At 68.1% G+C, this 25,348-nt stretch carries 19 protein-coding genes; 6 read left to right on the top strand and 13 right to left on the bottom strand.

Going from position 1 to position 25,348, the window contains the following annotated elements; translation table 11 throughout:
- From urtB to HIR79_RS08005, 10 genes are all read right to left on the bottom strand, one after another.
- Complete coding sequence (gene urtB / locus HIR79_RS08050; protein WP_169957930.1) at positions 1–1,596, bottom strand: urea ABC transporter permease subunit UrtB; 1,596 nt, start codon at positions 1,594–1,596, stop codon at positions 1–3.
- Between the two features lie 414 nt (positions 1,597–2,010).
- Entirely contained in the window at positions 2,011–3,051 is a 1,041-nt protein-coding gene (locus HIR79_RS08045; protein WP_169957516.1) for an IS110 family RNA-guided transposase, read from the bottom strand.
- Between the two features lie 178 nt (positions 3,052–3,229).
- Positions 3,230–4,579: an urea ABC transporter substrate-binding protein gene (gene urtA / locus HIR79_RS08040; RefSeq protein ID WP_379688216.1), complete on the bottom strand. Its 1,350-nt coding sequence runs from the start codon at positions 4,577–4,579 to the stop codon at positions 3,230–3,232.
- Positions 4,580–4,890: 311 nt separating this feature from the next.
- Complete coding sequence (locus tag HIR79_RS08035; protein WP_169957928.1) at positions 4,891–6,393, bottom strand: tripartite tricarboxylate transporter permease; 1,503 nt, start codon at positions 6,391–6,393, stop codon at positions 4,891–4,893.
- A gap of 40 nt (positions 6,394–6,433) precedes the next feature.
- Positions 6,434–6,916: a tripartite tricarboxylate transporter TctB family protein gene (locus HIR79_RS08030; RefSeq protein ID WP_169957927.1), complete on the bottom strand. Its 483-nt coding sequence runs from the start codon at positions 6,914–6,916 to the stop codon at positions 6,434–6,436.
- Between the two features lie 125 nt (positions 6,917–7,041).
- Positions 7,042–8,043, bottom strand: a complete 1,002-nt coding sequence (locus HIR79_RS08025; protein WP_169957926.1) for a tripartite tricarboxylate transporter substrate binding protein — start codon at positions 8,041–8,043, stop codon at positions 7,042–7,044.
- A 146-nt stretch (positions 8,044–8,189) separates the two neighbouring features.
- Complete coding sequence (locus HIR79_RS08020; protein WP_169957925.1) at positions 8,190–8,951, bottom strand: response regulator; 762 nt, start codon at positions 8,949–8,951, stop codon at positions 8,190–8,192.
- Positions 8,952–8,996: 45 nt separating this feature from the next.
- Entirely contained in the window at positions 8,997–10,700 is a 1,704-nt protein-coding gene (locus tag HIR79_RS08015) for an ATP-binding protein (protein ID WP_169957924.1), read from the bottom strand.
- Positions 10,701–10,773: 73 nt separating this feature from the next.
- On the bottom strand, positions 10,774–11,601 hold the full coding sequence (gene cobA, locus HIR79_RS08010) for a uroporphyrinogen-III C-methyltransferase (RefSeq protein WP_169957923.1): 828 nt from the start codon (positions 11,599–11,601) through the stop codon (positions 10,774–10,776).
- Positions 11,602–11,763: 162 nt separating this feature from the next.
- Positions 11,764–13,224 (bottom strand): sodium-dependent transporter, encoded by a 1,461-nt coding sequence (locus HIR79_RS08005; RefSeq protein WP_169957922.1) that lies wholly within the window; start codon positions 13,222–13,224, stop codon positions 11,764–11,766.
- A 465-nt stretch (positions 13,225–13,689) separates the two neighbouring features.
- Between HIR79_RS08005 and HIR79_RS08000 the strand changes: the two genes are divergently transcribed.
- On the top strand, positions 13,690–14,589 hold the full coding sequence (locus HIR79_RS08000; RefSeq protein ID WP_249322284.1) for a sensor domain-containing diguanylate cyclase: 900 nt from the start codon (positions 13,690–13,692) through the stop codon (positions 14,587–14,589).
- Between the two features lie 81 nt (positions 14,590–14,670).
- Positions 14,671–16,653 (top strand): RecQ family ATP-dependent DNA helicase, encoded by a 1,983-nt coding sequence (locus HIR79_RS07995; protein WP_169957921.1) that lies wholly within the window; start codon positions 14,671–14,673, stop codon positions 16,651–16,653.
- A gap of 10 nt (positions 16,654–16,663) precedes the next feature.
- Here HIR79_RS07995 and HIR79_RS07990 read toward each other — a convergent pair whose 3' ends face one another.
- Entirely contained in the window at positions 16,664–17,293 is a 630-nt protein-coding gene (locus tag HIR79_RS07990) for a hypothetical protein (protein ID WP_169957920.1), read from the bottom strand.
- Positions 17,294–17,319: 26 nt separating this feature from the next.
- Positions 17,320–18,888: a sigma-54-dependent transcriptional regulator gene (locus tag HIR79_RS07985; RefSeq protein WP_169957919.1), complete on the bottom strand. Its 1,569-nt coding sequence runs from the start codon at positions 18,886–18,888 to the stop codon at positions 17,320–17,322.
- Between the two features lie 190 nt (positions 18,889–19,078).
- Between HIR79_RS07985 and HIR79_RS07980 the strand changes: the two genes are divergently transcribed.
- The 4 genes from HIR79_RS07980 (at position 19,079) to HIR79_RS07965 (ending at position 24,243) form a co-directional block, all read left to right on the top strand.
- A complete protein-coding gene (locus tag HIR79_RS07980) occupies positions 19,079–19,417 on the top strand; it encodes a 4a-hydroxytetrahydrobiopterin dehydratase (RefSeq protein WP_119020834.1) in 339 nt (112 codons plus the stop codon).
- On the top strand, positions 19,418–20,605 hold the full coding sequence (locus tag HIR79_RS07975) for an amino acid aminotransferase (RefSeq protein WP_169957918.1): 1,188 nt from the start codon (positions 19,418–19,420) through the stop codon (positions 20,603–20,605).
- Between the two features lie 498 nt (positions 20,606–21,103).
- Positions 21,104–22,501, top strand: a complete 1,398-nt coding sequence (gene ltrA, locus HIR79_RS07970) for a group II intron reverse transcriptase/maturase (RefSeq protein ID WP_211620858.1) — start codon at positions 21,104–21,106, stop codon at positions 22,499–22,501.
- Positions 22,502–22,737: 236 nt separating this feature from the next.
- Positions 22,738–24,243 (top strand): NCS2 family permease, encoded by a 1,506-nt coding sequence (locus HIR79_RS07965; protein ID WP_169957917.1) that lies wholly within the window; start codon positions 22,738–22,740, stop codon positions 24,241–24,243.
- An 86-nt stretch (positions 24,244–24,329) separates the two neighbouring features.
- On the opposite strand, the gene HIR79_RS07960 is transcribed toward HIR79_RS07965, so the two are convergent.
- The gene (locus tag HIR79_RS07960) at positions 24,330–25,016 is read right to left on the bottom strand and encodes a hypothetical protein (RefSeq protein ID WP_169957916.1); all 687 of its coding nucleotides are present in this window, start codon (positions 25,014–25,016) and stop codon (positions 24,330–24,332) included.
- Between the last annotated feature and the right edge of the window lie 332 nt (positions 25,017–25,348).

Raw genomic sequence — 25,348 nt, 5'->3', positions numbered from 1 at the left:
CTAGCCCTCCGCCGCCCGGCCCTTCTGCGGGAAGAGCCCGCGGGGGCGCTTCTGAATGAACAGGATGATGAAGACGAGCACGATGATCTTGGCCAGCACGGCGCCCGCCCAGGGCTCCAGCACCTGGTTGATCACGCCCAGCGACAGGCCCGCCACCAGGGTGCCCCAGAGGTTTCCGACGCCGCCGAAGACCACCACCATGAAGGAGTCGATGATGTAGCTCTGGCCCAGGTTGGGCCCCACGTTGGTGAGCTGGGAGAGCGCCACCCCGGCGAGTCCCGCCACCCCGGAGCCCAGGGCGAAGGTGAGGATATCGACCCGGGTGGCGCGGATGCCCATGGAGCGCGCCATGGCGCGGTTCTGGGTCACCGCCCGCACCTCGAGCCCGAGCCGGGTGCGGCGCATGATCAGCACCAGGGCGGCGAACACCGCCAGAGCGAAGGCGATCACCACCATGCGGTTCAGGGTCAACGAGAGGGCGTCGTTGATGGCGATGGAGCCGCTCATCCACTCCGGGGAGACCACGGTGCGGTTCTGGGGCGAGATCAGGGTACGCACCAGCTGCTGCAGGATCAGGCTGATGCCGAAGGTGGCCAGCAGGGTCTCCAGGGGCCGCCCCTTGAGGAACTGGATCACCCCGCGCTCGATGGCGATGCCGGCCAGCGCCGCCACCAGGAAGCCGGCGGGAATCGACAGCACCAGCGCCAGCCCAGGCTGGCCGGGCAGCAGCTGCTGCATCATCCAGGTGGTGTAGGCGCCGAGCATGATCAACTCGCCGTGGGCCATGTTGATCACCCCCATCACCCCGAAGGTGATGGCCAGGCCGATGGCCGCCAGCACCAGCACCGAGCCCAGGGAGAGTCCGAAGTAGAGGGTCTCGGCGGCGCGGTTGACCTTGAGCATCTGCTCGATCTGGTTCAAGGCGTTGCGTGCGGCATCGGCTAGCACCGGGTCGTCGCCATTGGCAGCGCCGTTGAGGGCGACGCGCACCCGGGAGTGCAGGCTGCCCTCGAGGTCGGCCACGGCGGCCACCTCGCCCTGCTCCAGGCGGTAGATGGCGAGCGCCTGGGTCAGGCGGCGGCGCACCCGGGCGTCCTCCTCGCCCTCGATCACCTCGGCAAGGGGGCCGGCCAGGTCGGCGTCCACCTCGCCGAGCAGCCGCTCGGCGGAGGCGCGGCGCAGCGCAAGGTCCGCCGAGTAGAGATCTACCACGGCGATGGCGCTGCGCAGCTGGTTACGCAGGGCGTTGTTGATGCCGATGCGGTCGAGATCGCGCCGGGACATCTCGCCCAGCGCCTCGCCGGTGAGGGCATCCTCCACCGGCCAGTCGCGGCCGCGGTTGTCCAGCACCACCACGAAGCGGCCGTCGTCGGCGCGCTGCAGGCGGCCGTCGAGCAGGGCCTGGAGCCAGTCCCGGGCGCGCTCGTCGTCGCTGGCCACGATGGCCTCGATGGCGCGGCTCTTGGCGGGGAAGCTGTCGACGTCGAGGGCGTCGAGCAGCTCGATGGCGGCGGAATCGTCGGCCGCGGGCTGGGCCTGGGCGCCCAGCGGCACGGCCAGCAGCACCAGCAGCCAGAGAAAAAGGAGACGCCTCATGGGTTCATCCTTTGGATTAGGGAGTCACTAAGGGGGTAAAGCGGGCGTGCGCCCCGCGAAATCACAGCAGGCAGAATCACTCAAGGCTGTTCCGGCGACAGGCCTGCGAGGGGGCGCTGTAAACCCATCCCTGGGCGTATATGGAGTCCTCCCCGTTTGCAAGCACGAGGCACGATGGTCGGTAGGTACGACTGCACACGTATATCCGGTCTCAGTAATGATGCTCTCATGAACATCGGACCTTGATGGGCTATCCGCACGTCAGCTCCCAATCGCTACCTCGAGCTCAAAAGGCTCAGCGTCCAGAAGGGGTTGTCTGACGTCGGTTCGACCTGTTCGCCATCCTGCAGCATGCTCAGCAATCGTGGTGGACGGTGCTCAATATTATATTAACGTGCTAAATCCAATGGTTTTTCATGCCGAAAGCCGGGACGCCAGCGACGCATCATAGGCGCTCTCATGGCGGGTTACCGCCCAGGCGATACGTGCCGTCTTGTTGGCCAGTGCGACGACCGCCACATTGGCATGTTTGTGCTCGGCCAGGTGCCTGACCCACTGGCTCAGGCCGTCGTCCTTGGTACCCACATGCCGGAGCACCGATCGCGCACCATGCACCAGTAGCTTGCGCAGGTAACTGTCGCCGCGTTTGCTGATGCCCAGCAGGCGGTCTCGCCCCCCGGTGCTGTGTTGTCGAGGCGTCAAGCCGAGCGAGGCGGCAAAATCTCGCCCGCGCCGAAAGCTCTTGCCATCGCCGAGGGCGCCGGCCAGCGCGGTGGCGGTCAGTGGACCGATACCCTGCAGCGTCATCAGCCGCTTGGCCACGGGGTCTGCCTTGGCCTGTCGCTCGAGGCTCGCCGTGACCGTCGCGATGCGCTCATCCAGGTGTCGCAGATCCTCGGCAAGGCCGGCAAGCAGGACACGAAAGGCATCCGTCAGCCCGTTGTCTGCCTCTTCCAGCCAGCGAGGCAGGGCGGCACGCAACTGACCGATACCCACCGGAGCGACCAGGCCATACTCCCCCACCAGCCCACGTATCTGATTGGCCTTGGCCGTGCGCTGCCGTACCAGCTCTTCACGAATGCGGTGTGCCGCCTGGGTATCCTGCTGAGCGACGCTCTTGACGGCCACGAAGCGCATGCTGGGCCGCCCCATGGCTTCACAGATCGCTTCGGCGTCGACCCGGTCATTCTTGTTGCTCTTCACGTAGGGCGTCACGAACTGTGCGGCGATCAACTTGACGCGATAGCCTCGCTCCTGCAAGGCCCGCGCCCAGTAGTGAGACGAGGCACAGGCTTCCATGCCGATTTCGGCTCCCGCCGGCACCCGCTTGCTGACCTCATCCAGCCATTTTTCGCGGGTGTACTTACCTTGCCACTGCACCTGATCATGGCGATCGACGCCGTGGACATGAAAAACAGACTTTGCGATATCGACGCCGACACGGGTAATGTTCATGACGAGTTCTCCTCACCCTCAGGCTGGTTGGTGTTCCTGCCCACCAGTGTGGCGCAATGACGCCGATATAGGGTGGGGAGGACTCCATCCCATTGCTACCGATGCCATCCCTGGCATAGGACCCCCTCTTCGACCTGTCCCCGGCGCCTTGCGCTTGATGCGACGCCGGGAGCGGGCGTTACTCGGCGAGGGCGGCCTCGGCTTCCTCGGCGGCGGTGCTGCCGCCGCAGCGGCCGGTGGCCACGTTGAAGTTGCCGCAGCGCATGGGCGCCTGCCAGTCGGCCATCAGGTCACGGGAGCCGGGCAGGAAGTCGGACCAGGCGTCGCCGACCACGGTGGAGGGGGTCTGCCAGACGATGTCGAACTGGCCGTTGTCCTGGACCTCGCCGATCAGCACCGGCTTGGTGATGTGGTGGTTGGGCATCATCGCCGCGTAGCTGCCGGAGAGGTTCGGCACCACCACGCCGATGATGGCGTCCTTGATGGCGTCGGGGTCGGTGGTGCCGGCCTTGCGCACCGCCTCGGCCCACATGTTGAAGCCGATGTAGTGGGCTTCCATGGGGTCGTTGGTGACCGCCTCCTCGTCGCCGGTCCACTCGATCCAGGCGTCGATGAAGTCGTAGTTGGCGTCGGTGTCGACGCTCATGAAGTAGTTCCAGGCGGCCAGGTGGCCCACCAGGGGGGCAGTGTCGATGCCGGTGAGCTCCTGCTCTCCCACCGAGAAGGCGATGACCGGAATGTCGCCAGCGTCCACCCCCTGGTTGCCCAGCTCCCGGTAGAAGGGCACGTTAGCATCGCCGTTGATGGTGGAGACCACCGCGGTGGGCTTGCCCTCGCTGCCGAAACGGCGCACCTCGGCGACGATGTTCTGCCAGTCGCTGTGCCCGAAGGGGGTGTAGTTGACCATGATGTCCTCGTCGGCGATGCCGTGCTCCTCCTTGAGGAAGGCTTCGAGGATGCGGTTGGTGGTGCGCGGATAGACGTAGTCGGTGCCGAGCAGCGCGAAGCGCTCGATGCCCATCTCGTTGATCAAGTACTCCACCGCGGGGATGGCCTGCTGGTTGGGCGCGGCGCCGGTGTAGAAGACGTTCTCGGAGGACTCCTCCCCCTCGTACTGCACCGGATAGAAGAGCAGGCCGTTGAGCTCCTCGAACACCGGCAGCACCGCCTTGCGCGACACCGAGGTCCAGTTACCGAAGACCACGTCCACCTCATGCTGGGCGAGCAGCTCCCGGGCGCGCTCGGCGAACAGCGGCCAGTTGGAGGCCGGGTCCACCACCACCGCCTCGAGCTGGCGGCCGAGCAGCCCCCCCTGCTCGTTCTGCTTGGCGATCAGCATCTCCACGGTGTCCTTGAGCACCGTCTCGCTGATCGCCATGGTGCCGGAGAGCGAATGCAGGATGCCCACCTTGATGGGATCGTCATCGGCCAGGGCCTGGCCGCCGGCCCCCAGCAGGGAGGCGGTCAGCAGCGCGGCGGTCAGGGGACGAAGAGGCAGCGACTTGCGATGGGATAGGGTCACGAGAATCTCCTTGCTCCCCGCTCGGGGGTCGTTGTTGTGGGACAAGGAGACTTTGCAAGGGGTGCGCCACAGTGGGCCATTCCCGATAAAGGCTTGCAAATACAAGCAGTTGTCTCTAATTAATGCGGCGCAGCAGAGCGCTTGACGCACCACCTCGGTGCAACCGAGGGCGCCGCCATGCACCGTTCGGTGCGTCGTGCCCGCCTCCTTGCGCCAGGTCAGTGCGCGGCGGACGTGCCGCGCGCCGAGAGCCCGGGTACAACGACGCGGGGGCGCCGGCATAGCCGGCGCCCCCGTCGGGCACTGCGCGGCAGGGATCAGGCGCCCCGGCGGGTCCGCAGCTTGTGCATCATCGGCTTGACCACCGGCAGCAGCAGCGAGAGTGCCGCGATGATCAGCAGCCACATGGAGATCGGCTTGTCGATGAAGACCATCCAGTCGCCGCCGGAGATCTGCAGGGCACGACGCATGGACTCCTCCATGATGGCCCCCAGGATCAGCGCCAGGATCAGCGGTGCCGCCGGGAAGCCGAACAGGCGCATGCCCAGCCCCACCAGGCCGAAACCGAGCAGGAACAGCAGGTCGATGATGCTGAAACTCATGCCATAGACGCCGACCATGCAGAAGATCAGGATCAGCGACAGCAGCAGCGGGCGCGGCATCTCGAGGATCTTGGCGATGTAGGGAATCAGCGGCAGGTTCAGAACCAGCAGCATGATGTTGCCGATGTACATGCTGGCGATGACGCCCCAGAAGACGTCGGGCCGGTCCACCAGCATGGCAGGCCCGGGCGATACCCCCATGACCAGCAGGGCACCGAGCAGCACCGCCGTGGTACCGGAGCCCGGCACGCCGAGGGTAAGCAGGGGCACGAAGGAGCCGGTGCAGGCGGCGTTATTGGCCGCCTCGGGTGCCGCCACCCCCTTGATATTGCCCTTGCCGAAGGTGTCACCATCCTTGGCGATGCGCTTCTCCATGCTGTAGCCGAGGAAGGAGCCGATGGTCGCACCGGCCCCCGGCAGGACCCCGGTGAAGAAGCCCAGCACCGAGCTGCGCCCGATGGGGCCCGCGATCTCCCCGACCTCGCTGCGGCTGAGCTTGAGCGAGCCGATGGCGTTGCGCGGCTGCTCCTTGCCCCCGCCACCCCGCAGCAGCATGTAGAACACCTCGGCCAGGGCGAAGATGCCCAGCGCCACTACCAGGAAGTCGATACCGTCCAGCAGATGGGAGCTGCCGAAGGCGAAACGCACCGTGCCGGTCTGCAGGTCGATGCCGATGATCGAGATCATGATCCCTACCACGGCGGCGATCAGCCCCTTGACCAGCGACTTGTCGGAAAGCGACACCACCGCGGTCAGGCCCAGCACCATCAGGGCGAAGTACTCGGCCGGGCCGAACGCCACCGCCACCTTCGACAGCATCGGCGCCACCATCATCAGGAAGACGATGGAGATGGTACCGCCCACGAAGGAGGCATAGGCCGCGATGGCCAGTGCCTTGCCGGCCATGCCCTGCTTGGCCATGGGGTAGCCGTCGAAGGAGGTGGCCACGGTACCGGCCACGCCGGGCGCGTTGAGCAGGATCGACGAGCTCGAGCCACCGAAGATGGCCCCGTAATAGACGCCGGCCATCAGGATCAGCCCAGACGATGGCTCCATGGCGAAGGTGATCGGGATCATCAGGGCCAGGGCGCTGATCGGGCCCAGGCCCGGCAGCATGCCGATGATGGTGCCGGCGAAGACGCCGGCGAAGACATAGGCGATGTTCATGGGCTCAAGCGCGATGCCGAAGCCGTACATCAGGTTATTCAAGGCGTCCATGAGCGGGCTCTCTCTCGCGGGCGGATCGTGTCATGGGACATCAGATCGGCAGGATTCCGGTGGGCAGGTAGACTTCCATGAGGCGCGTCATGGTCAGGTACAGCGCCAGCACCACCCCAAGCGAGGTCGCCAGGTTGACCCCGTGTCGACGATAGCCGTAGTACCAGGCCAGGCCGAAGGAGAGCAGCGTGGAGGCCACCACGAAGCCGACCGGCACCAGCAGCAGGGCGTAGGCGGTGATCGCCAGCGAGGTGATGACGACCCGCGACCAGGGGCGCAGCAGCAGGGGCTGGCTCAGCGCCTCCAGGCTCGGTTCGTCGGGAATGTCCTGCGCCTTGGGTTTCTCCAGGAACAGCAGCCCGGCAAGGCCGAGCAGGGTGAATCCCAGCACCTTGGGAAAGAGGTCGGAATCGATCGGCCGCGGCAGGGGGAACTGGGGGATCTGGAAGGCCATCGCCAGATAGCCCACCGAGAAGAGCGCGATGATCAGCGCCAGGATCTGGTTGGTATTGAGTCGTGTCATGATGCATCCACCTCGAGCCCGAGGCTGGCAGCGCCAGCCCCGAGCCCGGGAATCACCTTCGAAGGAATCGAGCCCCGGGGAGACCAGGGCTCGAGGGCGTCAGCGGCGGCGAGCGCCGGTCGGCATCAGCCGCCGATCAGGCCGAGCTCGGTCAGCACCTCGCTGAACTGCTCGCGCTGCTCGTCCAGGAAGGCGCCGAACTCCTCGCTGTCCTGATAGGCGTCGATCCAGCCCAGCTGGTCGCGGGCGGCGGCCCAGCCGTCGGTCTCGAGCATCTGCGCGAAGAGCTCCTCATAGTAGGCGACGGCCTCGACCGGCATGTCGGGCGTTCCCATCACCCCGCGCCAGATGTCGAAGGTGTAGTCGATGCCCTGCTCCTGGTAGGTGGGCACCTCGGCCAGCACGCCGCCGAGCCGCTCCGGCGACGAGACGCCCAGCGCCCTCACCTCGCTGCCCTCCCCCAGCTGGCCCGAGGCCTCGCCGGCCCCGGTGATCACCGCCTCGACGTGCCCGCCCATCAGGTTGGTCATCGCCTCGCCGCCGCCGGAGAACGGGATGTAGTTGACCCCCGCGGCGCTCAGGCCGGCCGCCGAGGCCAGGCCTGCCATGGAGATGTGGTCCATGGAGCCCGGAGCGCTGCCGCCGCCGACGCTCAGGTTCGGCCTCTCTCCCAGGGCCTCGATCAGCTGCCCCAGATCCTCGTAGTCGGAGTCGGCCCTCACCAGCACGATGGAGTAGTCGGTGATCAGCCGCGCAACCGGCGTGAAATGCGTGTGGTCATAGCGCGAGGCGCCGGCCAGGGGCACCAGGATGATGGGCGGGCTGGTGGCAAACAGCTTATGGGGGTTGCCGCTGTCGCGGGCGATCTGGGCCCAGGCCACCGCGCCACCGCCGCCGGGCACGTTGATGGCGGCCAGGTTCTGGCCGGCCAGGCCCTCTTCCTGGATGACACGGGAGGTGGTGCGCACCAGGGTATCCCAGCCGCCACCGGGATTGGCCGGAGCGATGAATTCGATGGAGCGTGTCGGGGTCCAGTCGTCGGCCTGGGCGGCGCCGGCCAGGCCGGTGAGCGCGGCCAGCGGCAGTACGATGGCGGTGAGACCCCTGGCAGTGAACGTGGCGGTCATGGCGATTTCCTCTAGGCGGGTTCGTTATTATGGAACTACGGAGCGAACGTTAGAGGAGCGGCGCCAGGGATCACAACCTTGTGAACATAATGAAGAAAAAGTGCGTTGTGGGCATTGTGTCCATTCTGCTCACGGCGGCGAGCCCCTCACCCCTCCTCGCACCAGGGAGTGGCGTCCCCCACCAGGCGATAGCGACGCTCCGGCCTGCCCACATCACCATAGCCCAGCTCGGCCTCCATCACCTGCACCGATACCAGAAACTCCAGGTAGCGCCGCGCCGTGGAGCGGCTCGCGCCCATCGCCCTGGCCACCTGCATGGCCGCCAGCGGCGCCCTCGCCTCCTCCAGGGCGGCCACCACCGCGCGCAGGGTCAGCCGGTCGATGCCCTTGGGCAACTGCCGCCGCGACCCGCCCGCCTCGGGCTGCACCCGCGCCAGCACCCGGTCGAGTTCCTCCTGGTTCATCTCGCCACGGGCCGCCAGGGCCGCCCGCTCGCGGCGAAAGCGCGCCAGCATCTGGGCCATGCGCGAGGCCTCGGCGGGCTTGATCAGGTAGTCGAAGACGCCGCCGCGCAGCGCCTCGCCGATGGTCTCCACCTCCCGGGCGGCGGTGACCATGACCACGTCGACATGGCGGTGGTCGCGGCGCAGCAGCCAGAGCAGCTCGAGCCCCTCGACATCGGGCAGATAGGCGTCGAGCAGCACCAGATCCACCGCCTCCCCGACGTCGGTGAGCAGAGTGCGGGCCTCCGCCCCGGAGCGCGCCATCCCCACCACCCGGAAGCCCTCGCTCTGCTCGATGAAGGCGCGGTGGATCTCGGCGATGCGAAAGTCGTCCTCGATGATCAGGACGCCATGGCCCTGATGATCGAGGTCCTGGCCCTGGGCCGACTGGGGGTCGTTCGACATCTCTCCTCCTCTGACGGTGGTGGCGGTTGGGGAGCCGGGGCTCGCTCAGGCCGTGGCCGGGTCGCGGCACAGCGAACGGTCCAGCACCACCGTGAAGCAGGCCCCGCCCAGCTCGCTCTCCTCCAGGGTGATGGCGCCGCCCTGCTCGGCGCACAGGCGAGCGACCAGGGCCAGGCCGATGCCGCGGTGGCGGCCGGGCTTGGTGGAGTAGCCCTCCTCGAAGATGCGCGCCACCTGGGCGGACGGCACACCGGGGCCGTTGTCCTCCACCTCGATCAGCAGCTGCTCGCCCAGGTCGGTGAAGAAGAGCCTGACCCGCGGCAGCTCGCCACGGTCTCCATCGCCATCCGGGCCGGCGCCCTGCCGGGCGGCATCGCAGGCGTTGTCGATGAGATTGCCCAGCACCGTCATCAGCACCTCCTGGCCGGCGGCGGTCATCGGCAGCGAGAAGGAGCTCTGGTCGTCGATCTCCAGCACCACGCCGATCTCGCGGGCCCGGGTCAGCTTGCCGAGCAGGGTGCCGCTGATCACCGGGTCGGCCACGTGGCCCATCAGGAAGCTCATCTGCGCCTGCGCCCGCTCGCTCTCCTGGTGGATCAGCGCCAGGGCCTCCTGGATGCGATCGAGCTGCAGCAGCCCGGAGAGGGTGTAGAGCTTGTTGGAGAACTCGTGGGCCTGGGCACGCAGCATGTCCACGTCGCGGCTGGCGGCGGTCAGGGCATCGGAGAGCTCGACGATCTCGCGGCGGCTGCGGAAGGTGGCCACGGCCCCCTCGATCTCGCCGGCGTGGCGCACCGGCACCCGATTGACCACCACCGGGTGGTCGCCGAGCCACATCTGCTGGTCGAACTGCCGCTCGCCGCGCTCGAGCACCTCCAGCAGCCGCGAGTTGGGCACCAGCTCCTGGATCGGCCGCCCCAGCACCTCCCGGGCCTCGGGCAGCCCCAGGAAGCGCCGCGCCTGCTGGTTGACCAGGGTGATCTCGCCCTCGCGGTTGACGGCGAGGATCCCCTCGTGGATCGACTGCAGGATCGCCTCCTTCTCCATGGCGAGCCGGGCGATCTCGTGGGGCTCGAGGCCCAGGATCACCCGCTTGAGGTGGTGGGAGAGCCCGTAGGCGCCGGCGAAGCCCAGGGCGATCATGGCCGCCACCAGCCACCAGCCGAGGCTGGTGTGTCGCCCCACGTCCAGGGCCACCCGGTCGAGCATGAAGCCCACCGAAATGATGCCGATGATGTTGCCCTCGGCGTCGAACACAGGGGTCTTGCCGCGCATCGCCTCGCCCAGCGAGCCCTCGGCCTCGGAGACGTAGGACTCGCCGCCGATCAGCGCCCGGTCGTTGTCGCCCCCGACCATGGGCAGGCCGATGCGGTCCGGCAGCGGGTGGGAGTAGCGGATGCCCTCGGCGTTGCCCACCACCACATAGCGGGCCCCGGTGTCGCGGCGGATACGCTCGGCGATGGGCTGGATGGTGACACTGGGGTCGGGCTCGTCGAAGGCCGCAACCAGCTCGGGAATGGCGGCCACGCTCTGGGCCACCGCCAGGGCACGCTGGCCCATCTGGTCGCTGATGATCTCGGCCTTGCGGTGATTGAGGTAGGCGCCCTGGGCCAGCAGCATGGCGGCGAGCAGCACCCCCACCAGCAGCATCACCTGCAGGCGGAAGCTGCGCATCAGGCGGTGGCGCCGCGGGCGCTGGTGGCGCAGTCGCCTCACCTCGGCGAGGGCATCCTTGGGACGAGCCGTCATGATGGGCTCCCGACGATCGTGGAGCCCTCATTGTCGCACGCGACGACCACGCCGTCGCCGGCAGCGCCCCGCCTCAGCCGCGGCTACCGGTCTCCCAGCCACCGGCCCCGGCATGCGCGGGGTCGAACCAGGCCAGGGTGCCGTGCAGCCCGACCACTCCACCGACGATGATCAGGGTGGGTGGCCGGGGCGACGCCTGGGCCAGTCGCGCCGGCAGGTCGGCGAGGGTCGCGCGATGCACCCGCTGGCGCGCCGTGGTGCCCTGCTCGATCAGGGCCGCCGGGGTGGTCTCGGGGAGGCCATGGGCCACCAGCTGACGGCAGATCTCGGGCAGGCCATGCAGGCCCATGTAGAAGACCAGGGTCTGGCCGGGGCTGGCCAGGGCCGGCCAGTCCAGCTCGGCGCTGCCGTTCTTCAGGTGGCCGGTGATGAAGCGCACCGACTGGGCGTGGTCGCGGTGGGTCAGCGGGATGCCGGCATAGGCGGCACACCCCGAAGCGGCGGTGATGCCGGGAACGACCTCCACCGGGATGCCTGCCGCCGACAGGGTCTCGAGCTCCTCGCCGCCGCGCCCGAAGATGAAGGGATCGCCCCCCTTCAATCGCAGGACACGTTTCCCCGCCCTCGCCCACTCCACCAGCGCCTGGTTGATGCCCTCCTGGGGGACGCTGTGGTTCGAGCGCGCCTTGCCCACGTAGAGGCGCTCGGCCGCCGGGTTGGCCAGGGCCAGGATCTCCGCCCCGACCAGTCGATCGTGCAGGACCACCTCGGCCTGCCGGAGGCGGCGCAGCGCCTTCAGCGTCAGCAGCTCCGGGTCGCCGGGGCCTGCCCCCACCAGGCAGACGCTGCCCGGCGCGAAGGCGGTGCCTGGGGGCTCGTGGGGAGACGGGCTCTGCTGCATATTCCATTACCTCGGACAATCTATTTGTTGATATTCCGAAAGGTAATGATTTTGCCACGCGCCTGCCACTCTCCATCCGCACCGAGCTTATAACCTTTTCCACCGCCCGAAACGTCATCGCCCCCGACGAGGCGGGGGCGATGGGCGGGTGACGAGAGGGGCTCAGCCCTGGAGGGTGCGACGCAGCCTGGGGCAGGCCAGCTCACCGATCAGGGTGATCACGACCAGCGTCGCCAGCAGCCAGGGCCAGTGCAGGCCGAACTCGATGCGGGCCACGCCCAGGGCATCGGCGAAGATCACCAGGATGCCCAGCGGGGCCAGGTAGCGCACGGCGAAGAGCCACAGCGCATGGGCCCGCGGCGAGAGCCCGAGTTCGTCACGCAGGATCTCGCTCTTGAGCACGAAACCGGCCAGCAGCACCAGGCCGAGCCCACCCAGCGGCATCATCCAGCGCGCGGTCAGGTAGTCGAGCCAGTCGAAGACGTTGCGCCCGGCCAGGGTCCAGTCGGCGCCCAGGTTGAAGGAGAGCATCGCCAGGGTGCTCACCACCCACAGCACGATGCCGGTGCCCCAGGCCGCGGCGCCGCGCGAGATCCCCTTGTTGTCGGTCAGCCAGGAGACGGTGGCCTCCACCATGGAGATCGACGAGGTGAGCGCCGCCATGGAGAGCATCACGAAGAAGAGGATGCCGAACAGGGTGCCCAGCGGCATTGCCTGGAAGGCCAGCGGCAGGCTCATGAAGATCAGCCCCGGCCCCTCCGCCGGGCTCATGCCGTTGGCGAAGATGATCGGGAAGATCGCCAGCCCCGCCATCAGCGCAACCAAGGTATCGGCGGCGGCCACGGTCAGGGTGGTGCGAGCGATGGAGGCCCGGGCCGGCAGGTAGCTGCCGTAGGTGAGGATGGCACCGGAGGCCAGCGACAGGGTGAAGAAGGCATGGCCCAGGGCCGCCAGCATCCCCTCGCTCGACAGGCTGCCGGCGTTGAAGGAGAACAGGAAGCGCCACGCCTCGCCGAAGCCGCCGGAGAACACGCCGTAGCCGATCAGAATCGCCAGCATCACCACCATGCCGGGCATCATCCAGCTGACGCTGCGCTCGATGCCGGCCTGCACCCCCTTGCCGACGATCAGCATGGTAGCCACCACCACCAGGGTGCTCCAGAAGCCGAGGTTCAGCGGGTGCTCGTTGTTGGCGACGAAGATGCCCACCATGTCGTCGGCGCCGGCCCCGGCGAAGACACCGGTCAGCATCTTCCACAGGTAGGCGAAGGACCAGCCTGCCACTACCGCATAGAAGGAGAGGATCATGAAGCCGCAGAGCATCGCCATCCAGCCCAGCAGCGACCAGGCAGAGGCGCGGCCGGACTCGTTGACGACCCGCCGCACGGCGTCGATGGGGCTGCCGCGGCCGCGACGCCCGAAGGCGATCTCGGTCATCATCACCGGGATGCCCACTGCCAGGATGCAGGCCAGGTAGACCAGTACGAAGGCGCCGCCGCCGTACTCGCCGGTGATGTAGGGAAATTTCCAGATGTTGCCGAGACCCACCGCGGAACCGGTGGCCGCCAGCACGAAGCCCCAGCGGCCGAGCCACTGGGCACGAGGTTGTGCGTTCGTCGTCATGTTACACCAGGGGAATCACGTTGCTTTTATGGTTGGACACCACAATACCAGGCCGTTCTGGCCCGGCATTGTGATGGATATTGCCGTGATTTGGCAGCCTGCCATGGCGTTATTCTTCTTCGCTCCGGCAGGGGGCGCCGCGGCTCACTCGGCCTTGAGCACGCCGCGACGGATCTGGTCTTCCTCGATGGATTCGAAGAGCGCCTTGAAGTTACATGGACGGCCGGTGGGACTGCGACCGCATCGACGAGCTGGCCCGGGAGCGCTGCGCGGGGCTGCCCCTCCCTTGATATGGATCAGGAAAAGATAAATTGTCGGCGATCGCCTACATCCACTGACGGAGATCCGTCAACGAACGGCGGAAGGGAATCAGGGTAGAATAAGAATATGGCCGGCCACAGAGCCGCGTCCACCATAACCAGAACACCACCCGTACGCAGCGGGACACAGAACAAGGAAACCCACATGACGTCGACGACAGTCATGCCGGGCGGGAGGGAGGCTGATGCCGCGGCCATCGACCGGCTGCCCGGGGTCATCTTCCAACTGCACCGTCACCATGACGGGCGGCTACATTTTCCCTACCTGGCCGGCGGCGGCGTCCGCCTGATCGGCATCGCCCCGGAGCGACTCGCCGAGGATGCCCGCCCCGCCCTGGACCGCCTGGTCGAAGAGGATTACCCACGCCTGATGGCGGCGCTGGAGCGCTCGGTGCGCGGACAGACTCCAGTGAGCACCCGTTTCCGGCTGCCCCTCAAGGGGCGTGGCGTACGCTGGGTCGCCCTGCGCGCACAGCCTACCCCCGCCGACGACGGCGTGCTGTGGCATGGCATGCTGATGGATATCTCCGAGCAGGTGGCCGAGGAGGCGCGCCTGCGTCGCCTCTCCGACACCGACGACCTCACCGGCGTCGCCAACCGCCGGCACCTGATGGCGCGCCTGGAGGAGGCGGTCTCCCTGAGCAATCGCCACGCCACCCCCCTGTCGCTGATGATCCTCGACATCGACCACTTCAAGGTCATCAACGACACCCACGGCCACCTGCAGGGGGACGAGGTGCTGCGTGAGGTGGCGCGACTCTGCCAGGCGATGCTGCGCGAGGAGGACCTGGTGGCGCGCATGGGCGGCGAGGAGTTCGCCCTGCTGCTGCCGCTGACGTCGAAGCGTCGCGCTCTGACCCTGGCACAGCGGCTGTGCGGCTCGATTGCCGGGCACGACTTCGGGGTGGAGCACCCCATCACGGCAAGCATCGGCATCGCCGAGCATCGCATCGGCGAAGGGGCACGCCAGCTGATCGCGCGCGCCGACCACCGGCTCTACGCCGCCAAGAACGACGGCCGCAACCGCGCCCTGGCGGACGCCTGACCCCAGGGTGAGCCGGCACAAGGAAGACACAGGCGACCAGGGCGCCTATACTGGACATTCATCCATATCAAGCGCCCCACCATGATCGACGAGACCCTGAAGCGCGTCTTCGGCTATGCCGACTTCCGCCCCGGCCAGCGCCCGGTGATCGAGGCGGTGGCGGCGGGCCGCTCGGCGGCGGCGATCTTCCCCACCGGCTCCGGCAAGTCGCTCTGCTACCAGCTGCCCGCCCTGCACCTGCCCCACCTCACCCTGGTCATCTCGCCGCTGCTGGCGCTGATGCAGGACCAGCTCGCCTTTCTCGCACGCCACGGCATCCCCGCGGGCAGCATCGACTCCGGGCAGAGTCGCGAGGAGACCGCCGCGGTGATGGCCGGGGTCGAGCGCGGCGAGATCCGCATCCTGATGATCTCGGTGGAGCGTCTCAAGAACGAGCGCTTCCGCGCCTTCATCCGCCGGGTGCCGATCTCGCTGATGGTGGTGGACGAGGCCCACTGCATCTCCGAGTGGGGCCATAACTTCCGCCCCGACTACCTGAAGCTCCCCGACTACCAGCGCGAGTTCGGTATCCCCCAGGCGCTGCTGCTCACCGCCACCGCCACCCCGCGGGTGATCGACGACATGCGCGGACGCTTCGCCATCGCGGCCGCCGATGTCACCGCCACCGGCTTCTACCGGAAGAACCTCGACCTGACGGTCGCCCCGGTGGCCGCCGACGCCCGCCCTCGCGCCCTGGCCGCCTGGCTCCAGGCGCGACGCGGCGCGGCCCCCTTCCCCACCATCGTCTACGTCACCCTGCAGCAGACCGCCGAGCGCCTGGCCGCCTACCTGGGCAAGGCCGGCATCCCCGCCACCGCCTACCATGCGGGGCTCGAGGCCGACAGGCGCGAGGCGATCCAGCGCGACTTCATGGCCGGCAGGTGTGACTGCATCGTCGCCACCATCGCCTTCGGCATGGGCATCGACAAGGCCGATATCCGCGCCGTGGTGCACTTCGACCTGCCCAAGTCCATCGAGAACTACAGCCAGGAGATCGGCCGCGCGGGCCGCGACGGCGCCACCTCCGAGTGCCTGATGCTGGCCGGGCGCGACACCCTCGGGGTGCTGGAGACCTTCGTCTACGGCGACACCCCGGAGCGCCAGGGCATCGTTCGCGTGATCGATGCCCTGGTCGAGGCCGCCGAGCACCATGGCGGCGACTGGGAGCTCACCCTGAACGCCCTCTCCCGGGACAGCGATATCCGCCCGCTGCCGCTCAAGACGCTGCTGGTGCAGCTGGAGCTGCGCGGCATCATCGCCCCGCGCCACAGCTACTTCGCCGACTACCGCTTCCGCCTGCAGGAGGAGCCCGAGGCTCTGGTCGAGCGCTTTGCGGGCGAGCGCCGCGCCTTCGTGCAGGCCATCCTCGACGCCGCCCCCCGGGCGCGCACCTGGCACGCCCTGGACTTCGCGGTACTGGAGCGGCTGGGCGCGGAGCGCGGGCTGGACGTCCAGCGCGGCCGGGTGCTCACGGCCCTCGAGTATTTCGTCGAGAAGGGGTGGATGGCGCTCGAGAGCAAGCAGCTCACCGAGGTCTACCGGGTGCTCGCTCCCCCCCGGGACCCCGCCGCCCTCGGCGCCGAGCTCCACGCCTACTTCCGCGACAGGGAACAGGCCGAGATCGCCCGCCTGCACGCCATGCTGGCGCTGTTCGAGTCCGATGACTGCCTGAGTCGACGGCTCGCCGAGTGGTTCGGCGATACCCAGGCCCCGGTGCACTGCGGCCACTGCTCCGCCTGCCGGGGCCAGCCCGCGCGGCTGCCGGCCCCGCCGTCGCTGGCCCCGCTGGAGGAGCGAGAGCTCGCCGCACACCTCGCGGCGCTGGGCCCTCGGCTCGCCGAGGATGCCGCCGGCGGCCCCGCCACGGCAGACCTGCTGGCGCGCTTCCTGTGCGGCATCACCACGCCCCGCCTCACCCGGCTCAAGGCGCGCGGCCTGCCCGGCTTCGGGGCGCTCGAGGCCTACCCCTACGCCGAGGTGCGCGAGGCGGTGCACAGGAGCACCGCGGCCCCGACAGGGGCCTGAACGGCGCCGCTCAGCCCGCGCCTGGGAGGCGACCACGCCGCTGCAGCCAGCGCGTCGCCAGGTGCACCGGCAGGTAGATCAGCAGCGGCCACAGCGCCATCAGCCCCGCCAGGTAGACCAGCGGCGGCAGCCACTCCTGATGGGTGCCGAAGGGGCCGTGCACCCAGTTGATGTTGCGCTCGGCCTCGGTGAGCAGGTAGCTCGCCGGCACCACCAGCCAGGTCAGCACGGACTGCCAGGCCAGCGCCCGCGGCGCATAGCCGAGCCGCCAGATGGCGAGCCCCGCCACCACCGGCAGCACCAGGTGGTAGAGCGACATCAGCCGGGTCAGCAGCGGCTGGTCGTCATCGAACATGTACTCGGTGCCACCGATGGGATGCACCCCCGTCAGCCAGGCCGTGCCCACGTCCAGTGCCCAAAGGGTGCCCACCAGGGCCACCGCCAGCCACTGCATGGAGAGCAGCAGCCGGCTCTCCCGCCACAGGCCAACCAGGATCAGGAAGCTCGCCAGGTTACATAGCCAGAAGTAGTTCTGCGGCCCGAGCAGCACCCAGTAGGTGGGCGCCCAGCCGATGATCCAGGCGGTGAAGGCAAGCTTCAGCCACAGCGGCAGCTGACCCGGTGCAGCGTTGTTCGGCATGACGCCCTCCTGTTCGGCCGGCTCCATCAGGCATCGCCCTCCTCCCCGCCGATGCCGTGGCGCCGGAGCTTGTTGGCGATGGTAGTGTGGGAGACCCCGAGCCGCCTGGCCAGCTGCCGGCTGGAGGGAAAGCGGGGATAGAGGGCGGCCAGCACCCGCTGCTCCACCGCGCCCATGATCTCGGCCAGGCTTCCCGACAGGTCCAGGCCGGCCAGCAGGGGGCCTTCCCCCACCTCGGGCAGGCGCAGGTGAAGGGGCTCGATGCGGGCACCGTCACACAGCGAGACCGCCTGGAAGAGCACGTTCTCCAGCTGGCGCACGTTGCCGGGCCAAGGGTAGGCCGCAAGGCGGGCCAGGGCCGCGGCCGAGAGCACCGGCAGCGGGCAGCCGATCTGGCGGGCGGCACGGTCGATGAAATGCTCCGCCAGGGCAGGGATGCCGTCGCGACAATCGCGCAGCGGCGGCACCACGAGCGACAGCACGTTGAGGCGATGGAAGAGGTCGTGGCGAAAACGACCCTCGGCGCACAGCCGCGGCAGGTCCTGCTGGGTGGCGCAGATCACCCGCACGTCGAGCCAGGTCTCCTCGTCGCTGCCCACCCGCCGGAAGCCGCCGTCCTGCAGGAACCGCAGCAGCTTGGCCTGCAGGCGCGGGCTCATCTCCCCCACCTCGTCCAGGAAGATGGTGCCGCCGGCGGTGAGCTCGAGCAGGCCGAGCTTGCCCTCGGGCCGGGCCCCCTCGAAGGCGCCGGGGGCATAGCCGAAGAGCTCGGTCTCGGCCATGGACTCAGGCAACCCCGCGCAGTTGAGCGCCATGAAGGGTGCCTGGCCGCGGGGGCTCGCCAGGTGGCAGGCCCGCGCCAGCAGCTCCTTGCCGGTGCCGGTCTCGCCCTGGATCAGCAGCGGCGCATCCAGCGGCGCCATGCGCCGGGCCTCCCGGGTCAGCGCCTCCAGGCGCGGGCTGGCCTGGAAGATCGCCTCGAAGCCGCGCAGCTCCTGGCGCTGCACCTGATAGATGCGCTCGCCGATGCGCTCGGCACGGTGCAGGGTCACCACGGCGCCGGCCAGCGACGCCACGTCATCGAGATGCTCCCGGTGCAGCGGCGCAATGTCGGCCAGGAAGGTGGTATCACGCAGGGTGACGCGCAGGCCGTTGACCCGGGCGTTGTTGCGCCGGACCAGCTCGGGCAGGTCCAGGTCGGGCAGGTAGCGGTCCAGGGAGAGGCCCGGCACCTCGTCGATGCGCACGCCGAGCAGCTGGCCGGCGGCGCGGTTGGCGGCCACCACCTGCCCCTCCATGTCGATGGACATCACCGGGTCGGTGAGCGAGGAGAGCAGCGCATCGAGCTCCAGGTGGCGCCGCTCGCTGGGCATCAGGCCGACCCGGCGCACCGCGAAGACCCCGGGCACCGCCTCCAGCTCGGGCTTGAGGGTCACCAGCTGGGCATTGAGCAGGTGGGGCACATGCAGGTAGATGGCGTTGCCCTGTTCGCCCCCCACCTCGCCACGGGCCACGTTGAGGCCATAGTCGGCAAAGTGGGCCACGATATCGCGCAGGATGCCCACCCGATTCTGGCAGTGAAACCTCAGACGCATGGTGGCAACGCTCCTCAGGGGGATCAGGGAGGCCAGGCCGGCCACGGGGTGTCACGCCGGCATGACGGAGTGTCAAGATAACGTGACACCCCCGGCGGCTCAATCCCGCCGCCACCGCCGCGGGTGCTTGACGCCCGGGGCCGGCTGCACGACCTTGACAGGGTCATGCCATCACCCCGGGAGCCACACCATGAGCCAGCTGTCCCAGCAGCCCTGCGAGGCCTGCCGCAAGGGCGCCCCCACCGTCAGCGAAGCCGAGATCGCGCTGTTCAAGCCGGAGATCCCCCAGTGGAAGATCGTCGAGCGCGATGGCATCATGCAGCTGGAGCGGGCCTTCACCTTCCCCGACTTCAAGCAGGCGCTGGCCTTCACCAACCGCGTCGGCGAGATCGCCGAGGCGGCGGGTCACCACCCGGCCCTGCTGACCGAATGGGGCAAGGTCACCGTGACCTGGTGGTCACACAAGATACGGGGCCTGCACAGGAACGACTTCATTCTTGCCGCCAGAACCGACGAGGTAGCGAATTAAATGTTCGAACACATTGAGCGGGTTCCCGGGGACGCCATCCTCGGTCTCATCGAGGCCTTCAAGAAGGACACCAACCCCCAGAAGGTCGACCTCGGCGTCGGCGTCTACAAGGATGCCCAGGGCAACACCCCGGTGATGCGCGCGGTCAAGGAAGCCGAGGCCCTGCTGCTCAAGAACGAGACCACCAAGACCTACATCGGCTCCCACGGGGCGCCCGCGTACGGTGAGGTGGTGCTGCCGATGGTGCTGGGCGAGGGCTCTCCGGTCCTCGCGGCGAACCGCGCCAGCGCCACCCAGTCACCCGGCGGCACCGGCGCCCTGCGCCTGGCGGCCGACTTCATCGCCAAGGAGCTGCCCGGCAAGGGGATCTGGGTCTCCGACCCGACCTGGCCGAACCACCACGGCATCTTCACCGCCGCCGGCATCGCGCTGCACAAGTACCCCTATGTGGACGCCGACAACCGCCTCGACTTCGACGGCATGCTCGCCGCCCTGAAGCAGATTCCCGAGGGCGACGTGGTGGTGCTGCACGCCTGCTGCCACAACCCCACCGGTTTCGACCTCTCCCGGGAGCAGTGGCAGACCGTGCTCGAGGTGCTGCGCGAGCGCAACCTGCTGCCGCTGGTCGACTTCGCCTATCAGGGCTTCGGCGAGGGCCTGGAGGAGGACGCCTACGCCGTGCGCCTGCTGGCCGAGCACCTCGACGAGGTGATCATCACCAGCTCCTGCTCCAAGAACTTCGGCATCTACTGCGAGCGTACCGGCGCCCTGATCATGGTGGCGAAGAACGCCGAGCAGATGGAGAACGTCCGCTCGCAGATCGCCATCGTGGCCCGCGAGAACTACTCCAACCCGCCGGCCCACGGCGGCGCCATCGTCAGCGAGATCCTGCACTCCGCGGAGCTCGCCGCCATCTGGCGCGAGGAGCTCACCGAGATGCGCGACCGCATCAACACCCTGCGTCGCGACTTCGTCGAGGCCCTGAAGCCCTACGGCCTCGACCAGAAGTATGCGCACATCGCCGAGCAGCGCGGCATGTTCAGCTACACCGGCCTGACGCCTGAGCAGGTCGATCGCCTGCGCGACGAGTTCGGCATCTACATGGTGCGCTCCGGCCGCGCCAACGTGGCAGGCTTCTCCCACGAGAACCTGCCCTACCTGGCCAAGGCCGTCGCCGCCGTCAACTGATCGCCGCGCCGCCAGCCATGCCGACGCCCGGGCCCTGCCCGGGCGTTTTCGTTGTGCGCCAGGCATGGCGCGTAGCACCGATAGGTGCTGTTCCCGAGGGTGGTGCCTCGGGATGACTTGGGGGTGAAAGTCCCCTGCGGACCCTGATAGCGGGAACCGCTAGCCGAACAGCAAGGGTGTCCGCCGCGAGGCGGAATCTGAAGGAAGCTGAAGGCAAACTCCCGGCCTGACGAACAGGAATCGCATATGAGGCAGCCACATCTGGGCGAGAGGGCAATGACACTCGAAGCCCAATAGCTATCCGGAAGATGTGGAGGTAAATGCGGCGGGTAGATGGGAGGAAGGTCGCGCGTCTTACCCTGGGAGGTCTGGTGGTCTGCCACGGTGCTACCGGCGCCGAGAGGCGACGGGATGGGCCACCAGACGTCAGCAGAGGCCATAGTAAGTGCCGGTTCACCGCGGCACCAAGGGCCGAACATGAAGAACCGCGAGTAGGCGATGATGTCTCGAGGATCGATCAGGAAGGCAGAAAGTGGCGCTGATACCGCCACCCACCCAGAGGGGCAGGGGCGGAACCCCGAGTCCCGGCCGGTGGGCGTCGAGACGATCCCGGCGTCGTCATCGTGGACGAAAGCGGAGCCCGCCCCGCTCATGGAGGCCGTGGTAGGGAAGGCCAACATGGCGCGGGCTTACCGAAGGGTGGTCGCCAACAAGGGGGCGCCGGGTGCCGACGGCATGACGGTCCACCAGTTGGCCGACCACCTGAAGGAATGCTGGCCAACGCTGTGCGAACGGCTGCTGGCCGGTGAGTACCACCCCAGCCCGATCCGAGCCGTCGAGATTCCCAAGCCCAAGGGCGGGACGCGACAGCTCGGCATCCCCACGGTGACCGACCGGCTGATCCAGCAGGCGCTGCTTCAGGTGTTGACGCCGATCTTCGATCCGGGGTTCTCCGCATCGAGTTACGGCTATCGGCCCGGGCGCAGCGCCCAGCAGGCCGTCTCGGCGATGAAGGCCCATGTCACTGCCGGCCACCGCTGGGTGGTCGACCTCGACCTGGAAGCCTTCTTCGACCGGGTGAATCACGACCTGCTGATGGCGCGGGTCGCGCGCCGCGTCTGCGACAAGCGAGCGTTGCGCTTGATCCGCCGCTATCTGGAAGCCGGGATGTTCCAGGACGGCCTGGTCGCGCCACGCCGGCAGGGCACGCCCCAGGGCGGACCACTCAGCCCGCTGCTGGCCAATATCCTGCTGGATGACGTGGACAAGGAACTGGAACGCCGCGGCCACCGCTTTTGCCGCTATGCCGACGACATGCAGGTGTATGTCAGGAGTCGGCGAGCGGGCGAGCGCGTCATGGCCAGTCTGAGTGATTTTCTCGAGAGCTCACTCAGGCTGACGGTCAATCGCGACAAGAGTGCGGTGGACCGACCCTGGAACCGGGGGTATCTGGGCTACACGCTGACCCGGCACAAGCGGCCGAAGCTGACGCTGGCCAAGGCCAGCCTGCAGCGCCTGATGCAGCGTGTCCGCGAGATCCTCAAGCGTGGCAGGGGGCGCAACATACGGCGCGTTATCGAAGAGTTGACCCCGGTCCTGCGGGGCTGGGCCAACTACTTCTCCTTCGTCGACGTAAAGCGCCCGCTGGAAGCGCTGGAGGGTTGGATACGTCGTCGACTGCGTTGCGTGATCTGGCGGCAATGGAAACGCCCGCGGACCCGGCGCCGCAAGCTACGGGCGCTGGGTCTGGACGACCATCGGGCGTGGAAGTCAGCGGGAAACGGGCGAGGCCCTTGGTGGAACGCCGGCGCCTCGCACATGAATCAGGCCTTGCCACGGAAATGGTTCGAGCAGCAGGGCCTGATCTCGGTACTCGATACGGTCAAGAGGGCTTAGTCGTTCTTCGTGAACCGCCGTGGTACGGAACCGTATGCCCGGTGGTGTGAGAGGACGGGGGAGGCGACTCCCCCTCCTACTCGATTCGGGTAGACTCCTCGCCTGTTTTTCGCTGCACCGGGGATCAGGGCGGCCTCGGGGCGCGCCCGGCGGCAACAGTCTTGACCAATCAGTCAGGTCGCATACAGACTGATGCCTGCCTTGTACACAACCACCCCAACAGCAAGAGGCTCCCCATGGCGGCTACCCCCGGCAGCTCCCCCGTGCACTATCCCTGGTACAAGAAGGAGGACACCGACGCCTTCTTTGCCCTGTTCCAGAACAACATCGCCAACTTCGTGATCATCGCCATCACCATGCTCGGCATGGGCTTCCCGGCGTCGATCGTCTTCGGCCAGGTGCTGCCCGGCGCCGCGGTGGCCGTGATGGTGGGCAACTTCTACTACGCCTGGAGCGCCGCGCGCCTGGCCAGGAAGGAGAACCGCACCGACGTCACCGCCCTCTCCTACGGCATCTCCACCCCGGTGATGTTCGTCTTCCTGTTCGGGGTGCTGCTGCCCGCCAAGCAGCTCACCGGCGATGCCGAACTGGCCTGGAAGGTTGCGGTGGCCGCCTGCTTCATCAGCGGCGCCATCGAGGCGCTGATCAGCCTGATCGGCCGCTGGGTCCAGCATCACCTGCCCCGGGCGGCGATGCTCGGCGCCGTGGCCGGGGTGGCACTGACCTTCATCGCCGGCGAGATGCTGTTCAAGACCCTGGAGATGCCGGTGATCGGCCTGCTGGTACTGGCGATCATCATCGTCGGCCTGGTGGCCCGGGTCGCCATGCCCTTCCGGCTGCCCACCTCGCTGTTCGCCATCGTGGTGGGGACCGCCATGGCCTACCTGATCGGGGATGCCGGCGGCGAGCGCTTCAGCGACGCCTTCACCCATCTGGGCTTCTACCCGCTGCTGCCCAACCTGGCCTGGCTCGAGGGGCTGGGGCTGCTCTTCACCGGCATGCTGGCGGTGCTCACCGTGGTGCTGCCGATCACCCTCTACAACGCCATCGAGACCATGAACAACGTCGAGGCCATGGAGGCCGCCGGCGACAGGTACGACGTGCGCGAGTGCCAGGCGGTGGACGGCGCCGGCACCATGATCGGCGCCCTGTTCGGCGGGGTCTTCCCCACCACCGTCTACATCGCCACCGTGGGCGCCAAGTGGATGGGCGCCGGGCGCGGCTACAGCCTGCTCAACGGCGCGGTCTACGGCCTGGCCACCATGTTCGGCCTGATCGCGGCCCTGGCCGCCATCATCCCGGTCTCGGTGGTCGCGCCGATCCTGGTCTTCGTGGGCATGTCGATGATCGCCACCGCCTTCCAGAGCAACGACACCCGCTACTACCCCGCGGTGGCACTGGCCATGCTGCCCTACTTCGCCAACTACGTGATGACCCGTTTCGGGCGTGCCGCCGAGGAGACGGTGACCGGCATCTCCACCGGGATCGTGCCGCTGGGCCAGGGCGCCATGTTCATGGCGATCCTGATCGGCGCCATGACGGTCTCGGTGATCGACCACCAGTTCCGCCGTGCCGCCGCCTTCGCCGCGGTCGCCGCGGGCTTCTCCTTCGTGGGCCTGATGCATGCCCCGGCCCTCGCCCTCAACGCCGCCCCGGACTATGTGGTGGGCTACCTGGTGATGGGGGGCCTGTTCCTCTACTTCGCCTGGCAGCAGCAGCGCCTGGCTGCGGGCCGAGGCTGACCACACGCAGGCGCCGGGGCATCCTGCCCCGGCGCGCTTGAAGTTGAGTCTCCGGGCCTCCTGCCCGGTGATGGGTGCATCAGGCCTCAGTTGACCTCGTCGGTGTCGTCGTCACCGCCGACCATCCCCCGCAGCCGATCCCGCACGGCCTCGAGGCGACCCTTGGCCGGGGGAGCGGCGTTCTCCACGGCACGGTCCAGGCCCGGGGCCTTGGTCCTGGCATCCGCCTCGACGTCGGCTTCGACATCCACCTCTGCCTCGGTGTCAACTTCGGTGTCGCCCTCAAGGCCGGTCTCGGTATCGGCTTCGGTGTCGCCCTCGACGTCCAGGCCGGTCTCGGTATCGGCATCCAGGCCGGTCTCGGTATCGGCGTCCAGGCCGGTCTCGGTATCGGCATCCAGGCCGGTCTCGGTATCGGCGTCCAGGCCAGTATCGGTGTCGGCGTCCAGACCGGTCTCGGTGTCGGTATCGGCGTCCAGGCCGGTCTCGGTGTCGCCCTCTACGCCGCCGTCGATACCAGCGTCGGCATCGCCCTCGACGCCACCGTCGAGGCCGCCGTCGGCATCACCGCCGTCGGCGTCACCACCGTCGGCACCACCATCGGCACCACCGTCGGCGGCCGCCAGCAGGAGGGTGTCACTGGAGTGGGTCATGGTGGCCGTTGAAGAAAACTCTGTGGACAGCATCTCATCCTCCAGGCTCATGGCGTGAGCCTGGACGGTCATACCGGAAAAGATCAGCGCCATACTGGCGGCCAGGGTCTTGAGTTTCATGATGCGCCTCCTTGTGCCCCGCCAGGGGCGGGCTTCCATCTTCAAGGGTGACTCGTCCGTGAGTCGCACGACCACTCGGGCCGGGTTCCTGCCAAGACAACGCGAAACTCATGCCAGAAAGAAACTAAAATCAATATATTCAATGCATTAATAAATAAACCACTCTCGGAGCCATCGCCATCATCGCGCCATCGGCCGTAGAACTGTCGTCTCGGGCCGACAGAATTCGGCCTCCCGGCGTCCCTGCCCCTGTTCATAGACATCCGTCGAGTCTCCACCGGACGACAGAAGCCCGTCCCCACTGTCGGTGCCGACACGCCACGACGGGCCAG

It is taken from the genome of Halomonas sp. PGE1 (assembly GCF_013000985.1).
Classification (GTDB): Bacteria; Pseudomonadota; Gammaproteobacteria; order Pseudomonadales; family Halomonadaceae; genus Halomonas; species Halomonas alkalicola.
The sequence above is the reverse complement of the archived record's forward strand: the minus strand, read 5'-3'. Positions and strand labels throughout refer to the sequence as shown.

Excerpts from the sequence above, each read along its gene's own strand:
- urtB (WP_169957930.1), bottom strand. The coding sequence starts at position 1,596 with ATGAGGCGTCTCCTTTTTCTCTGGCTGCTGGTGCTGCTGGCCGTGCCG.
- HIR79_RS08045 (WP_169957516.1), bottom strand. The coding sequence starts at position 3,051 with ATGAACATTACCCGTGTCGGCGTCGATATCGCAAAGTCTGTTTTTCAT.
- HIR79_RS08035 (WP_169957928.1), bottom strand. The coding sequence starts at position 6,393 with ATGGACGCCTTGAATAACCTGATGTACGGCTTCGGCATCGCGCTTGAG.
- HIR79_RS08030 (WP_169957927.1), bottom strand. The coding sequence starts at position 6,916 with ATGACACGACTCAATACCAACCAGATCCTGGCGCTGATCATCGCGCTC.
- HIR79_RS08025 (WP_169957926.1), bottom strand. The coding sequence starts at position 8,043 with ATGACCGCCACGTTCACTGCCAGGGGTCTCACCGCCATCGTACTGCCG.
- HIR79_RS08020 (WP_169957925.1), bottom strand. The coding sequence starts at position 8,951 with ATGTCGAACGACCCCCAGTCGGCCCAGGGCCAGGACCTCGATCATCAG.
- HIR79_RS08015 (WP_169957924.1), bottom strand. The coding sequence starts at position 10,700 with ATGACGGCTCGTCCCAAGGATGCCCTCGCCGAGGTGAGGCGACTGCGC.
- cobA (WP_169957923.1), bottom strand. The coding sequence starts at position 11,601 with ATGCAGCAGAGCCCGTCTCCCCACGAGCCCCCAGGCACCGCCTTCGCG.
- HIR79_RS08005 (WP_169957922.1), bottom strand. The coding sequence starts at position 13,224 with ATGACGACGAACGCACAACCTCGTGCCCAGTGGCTCGGCCGCTGGGGC.
- HIR79_RS08000 (WP_249322284.1), top strand. The coding sequence starts at position 13,690 with ATGACGTCGACGACAGTCATGCCGGGCGGGAGGGAGGCTGATGCCGCG.
- HIR79_RS07995 (WP_169957921.1), top strand. The coding sequence starts at position 14,671 with ATGATCGACGAGACCCTGAAGCGCGTCTTCGGCTATGCCGACTTCCGC.
- HIR79_RS07990 (WP_169957920.1), bottom strand. The coding sequence starts at position 17,293 with ATGCCGAACAACGCTGCACCGGGTCAGCTGCCGCTGTGGCTGAAGCTT.
- HIR79_RS07985 (WP_169957919.1), bottom strand. The coding sequence starts at position 18,888 with ATGCGTCTGAGGTTTCACTGCCAGAATCGGGTGGGCATCCTGCGCGAT.
- HIR79_RS07980 (WP_119020834.1), top strand. The coding sequence starts at position 19,079 with ATGAGCCAGCTGTCCCAGCAGCCCTGCGAGGCCTGCCGCAAGGGCGCC.
- HIR79_RS07975 (WP_169957918.1), top strand. The coding sequence starts at position 19,418 with ATGTTCGAACACATTGAGCGGGTTCCCGGGGACGCCATCCTCGGTCTC.
- ltrA (WP_211620858.1), top strand. The coding sequence starts at position 21,104 with ATGATGTCTCGAGGATCGATCAGGAAGGCAGAAAGTGGCGCTGATACC.
- HIR79_RS07965 (WP_169957917.1), top strand. The coding sequence starts at position 22,738 with ATGGCGGCTACCCCCGGCAGCTCCCCCGTGCACTATCCCTGGTACAAG.
- HIR79_RS07960 (WP_169957916.1), bottom strand. The coding sequence starts at position 25,016 with ATGAAACTCAAGACCCTGGCCGCCAGTATGGCGCTGATCTTTTCCGGT.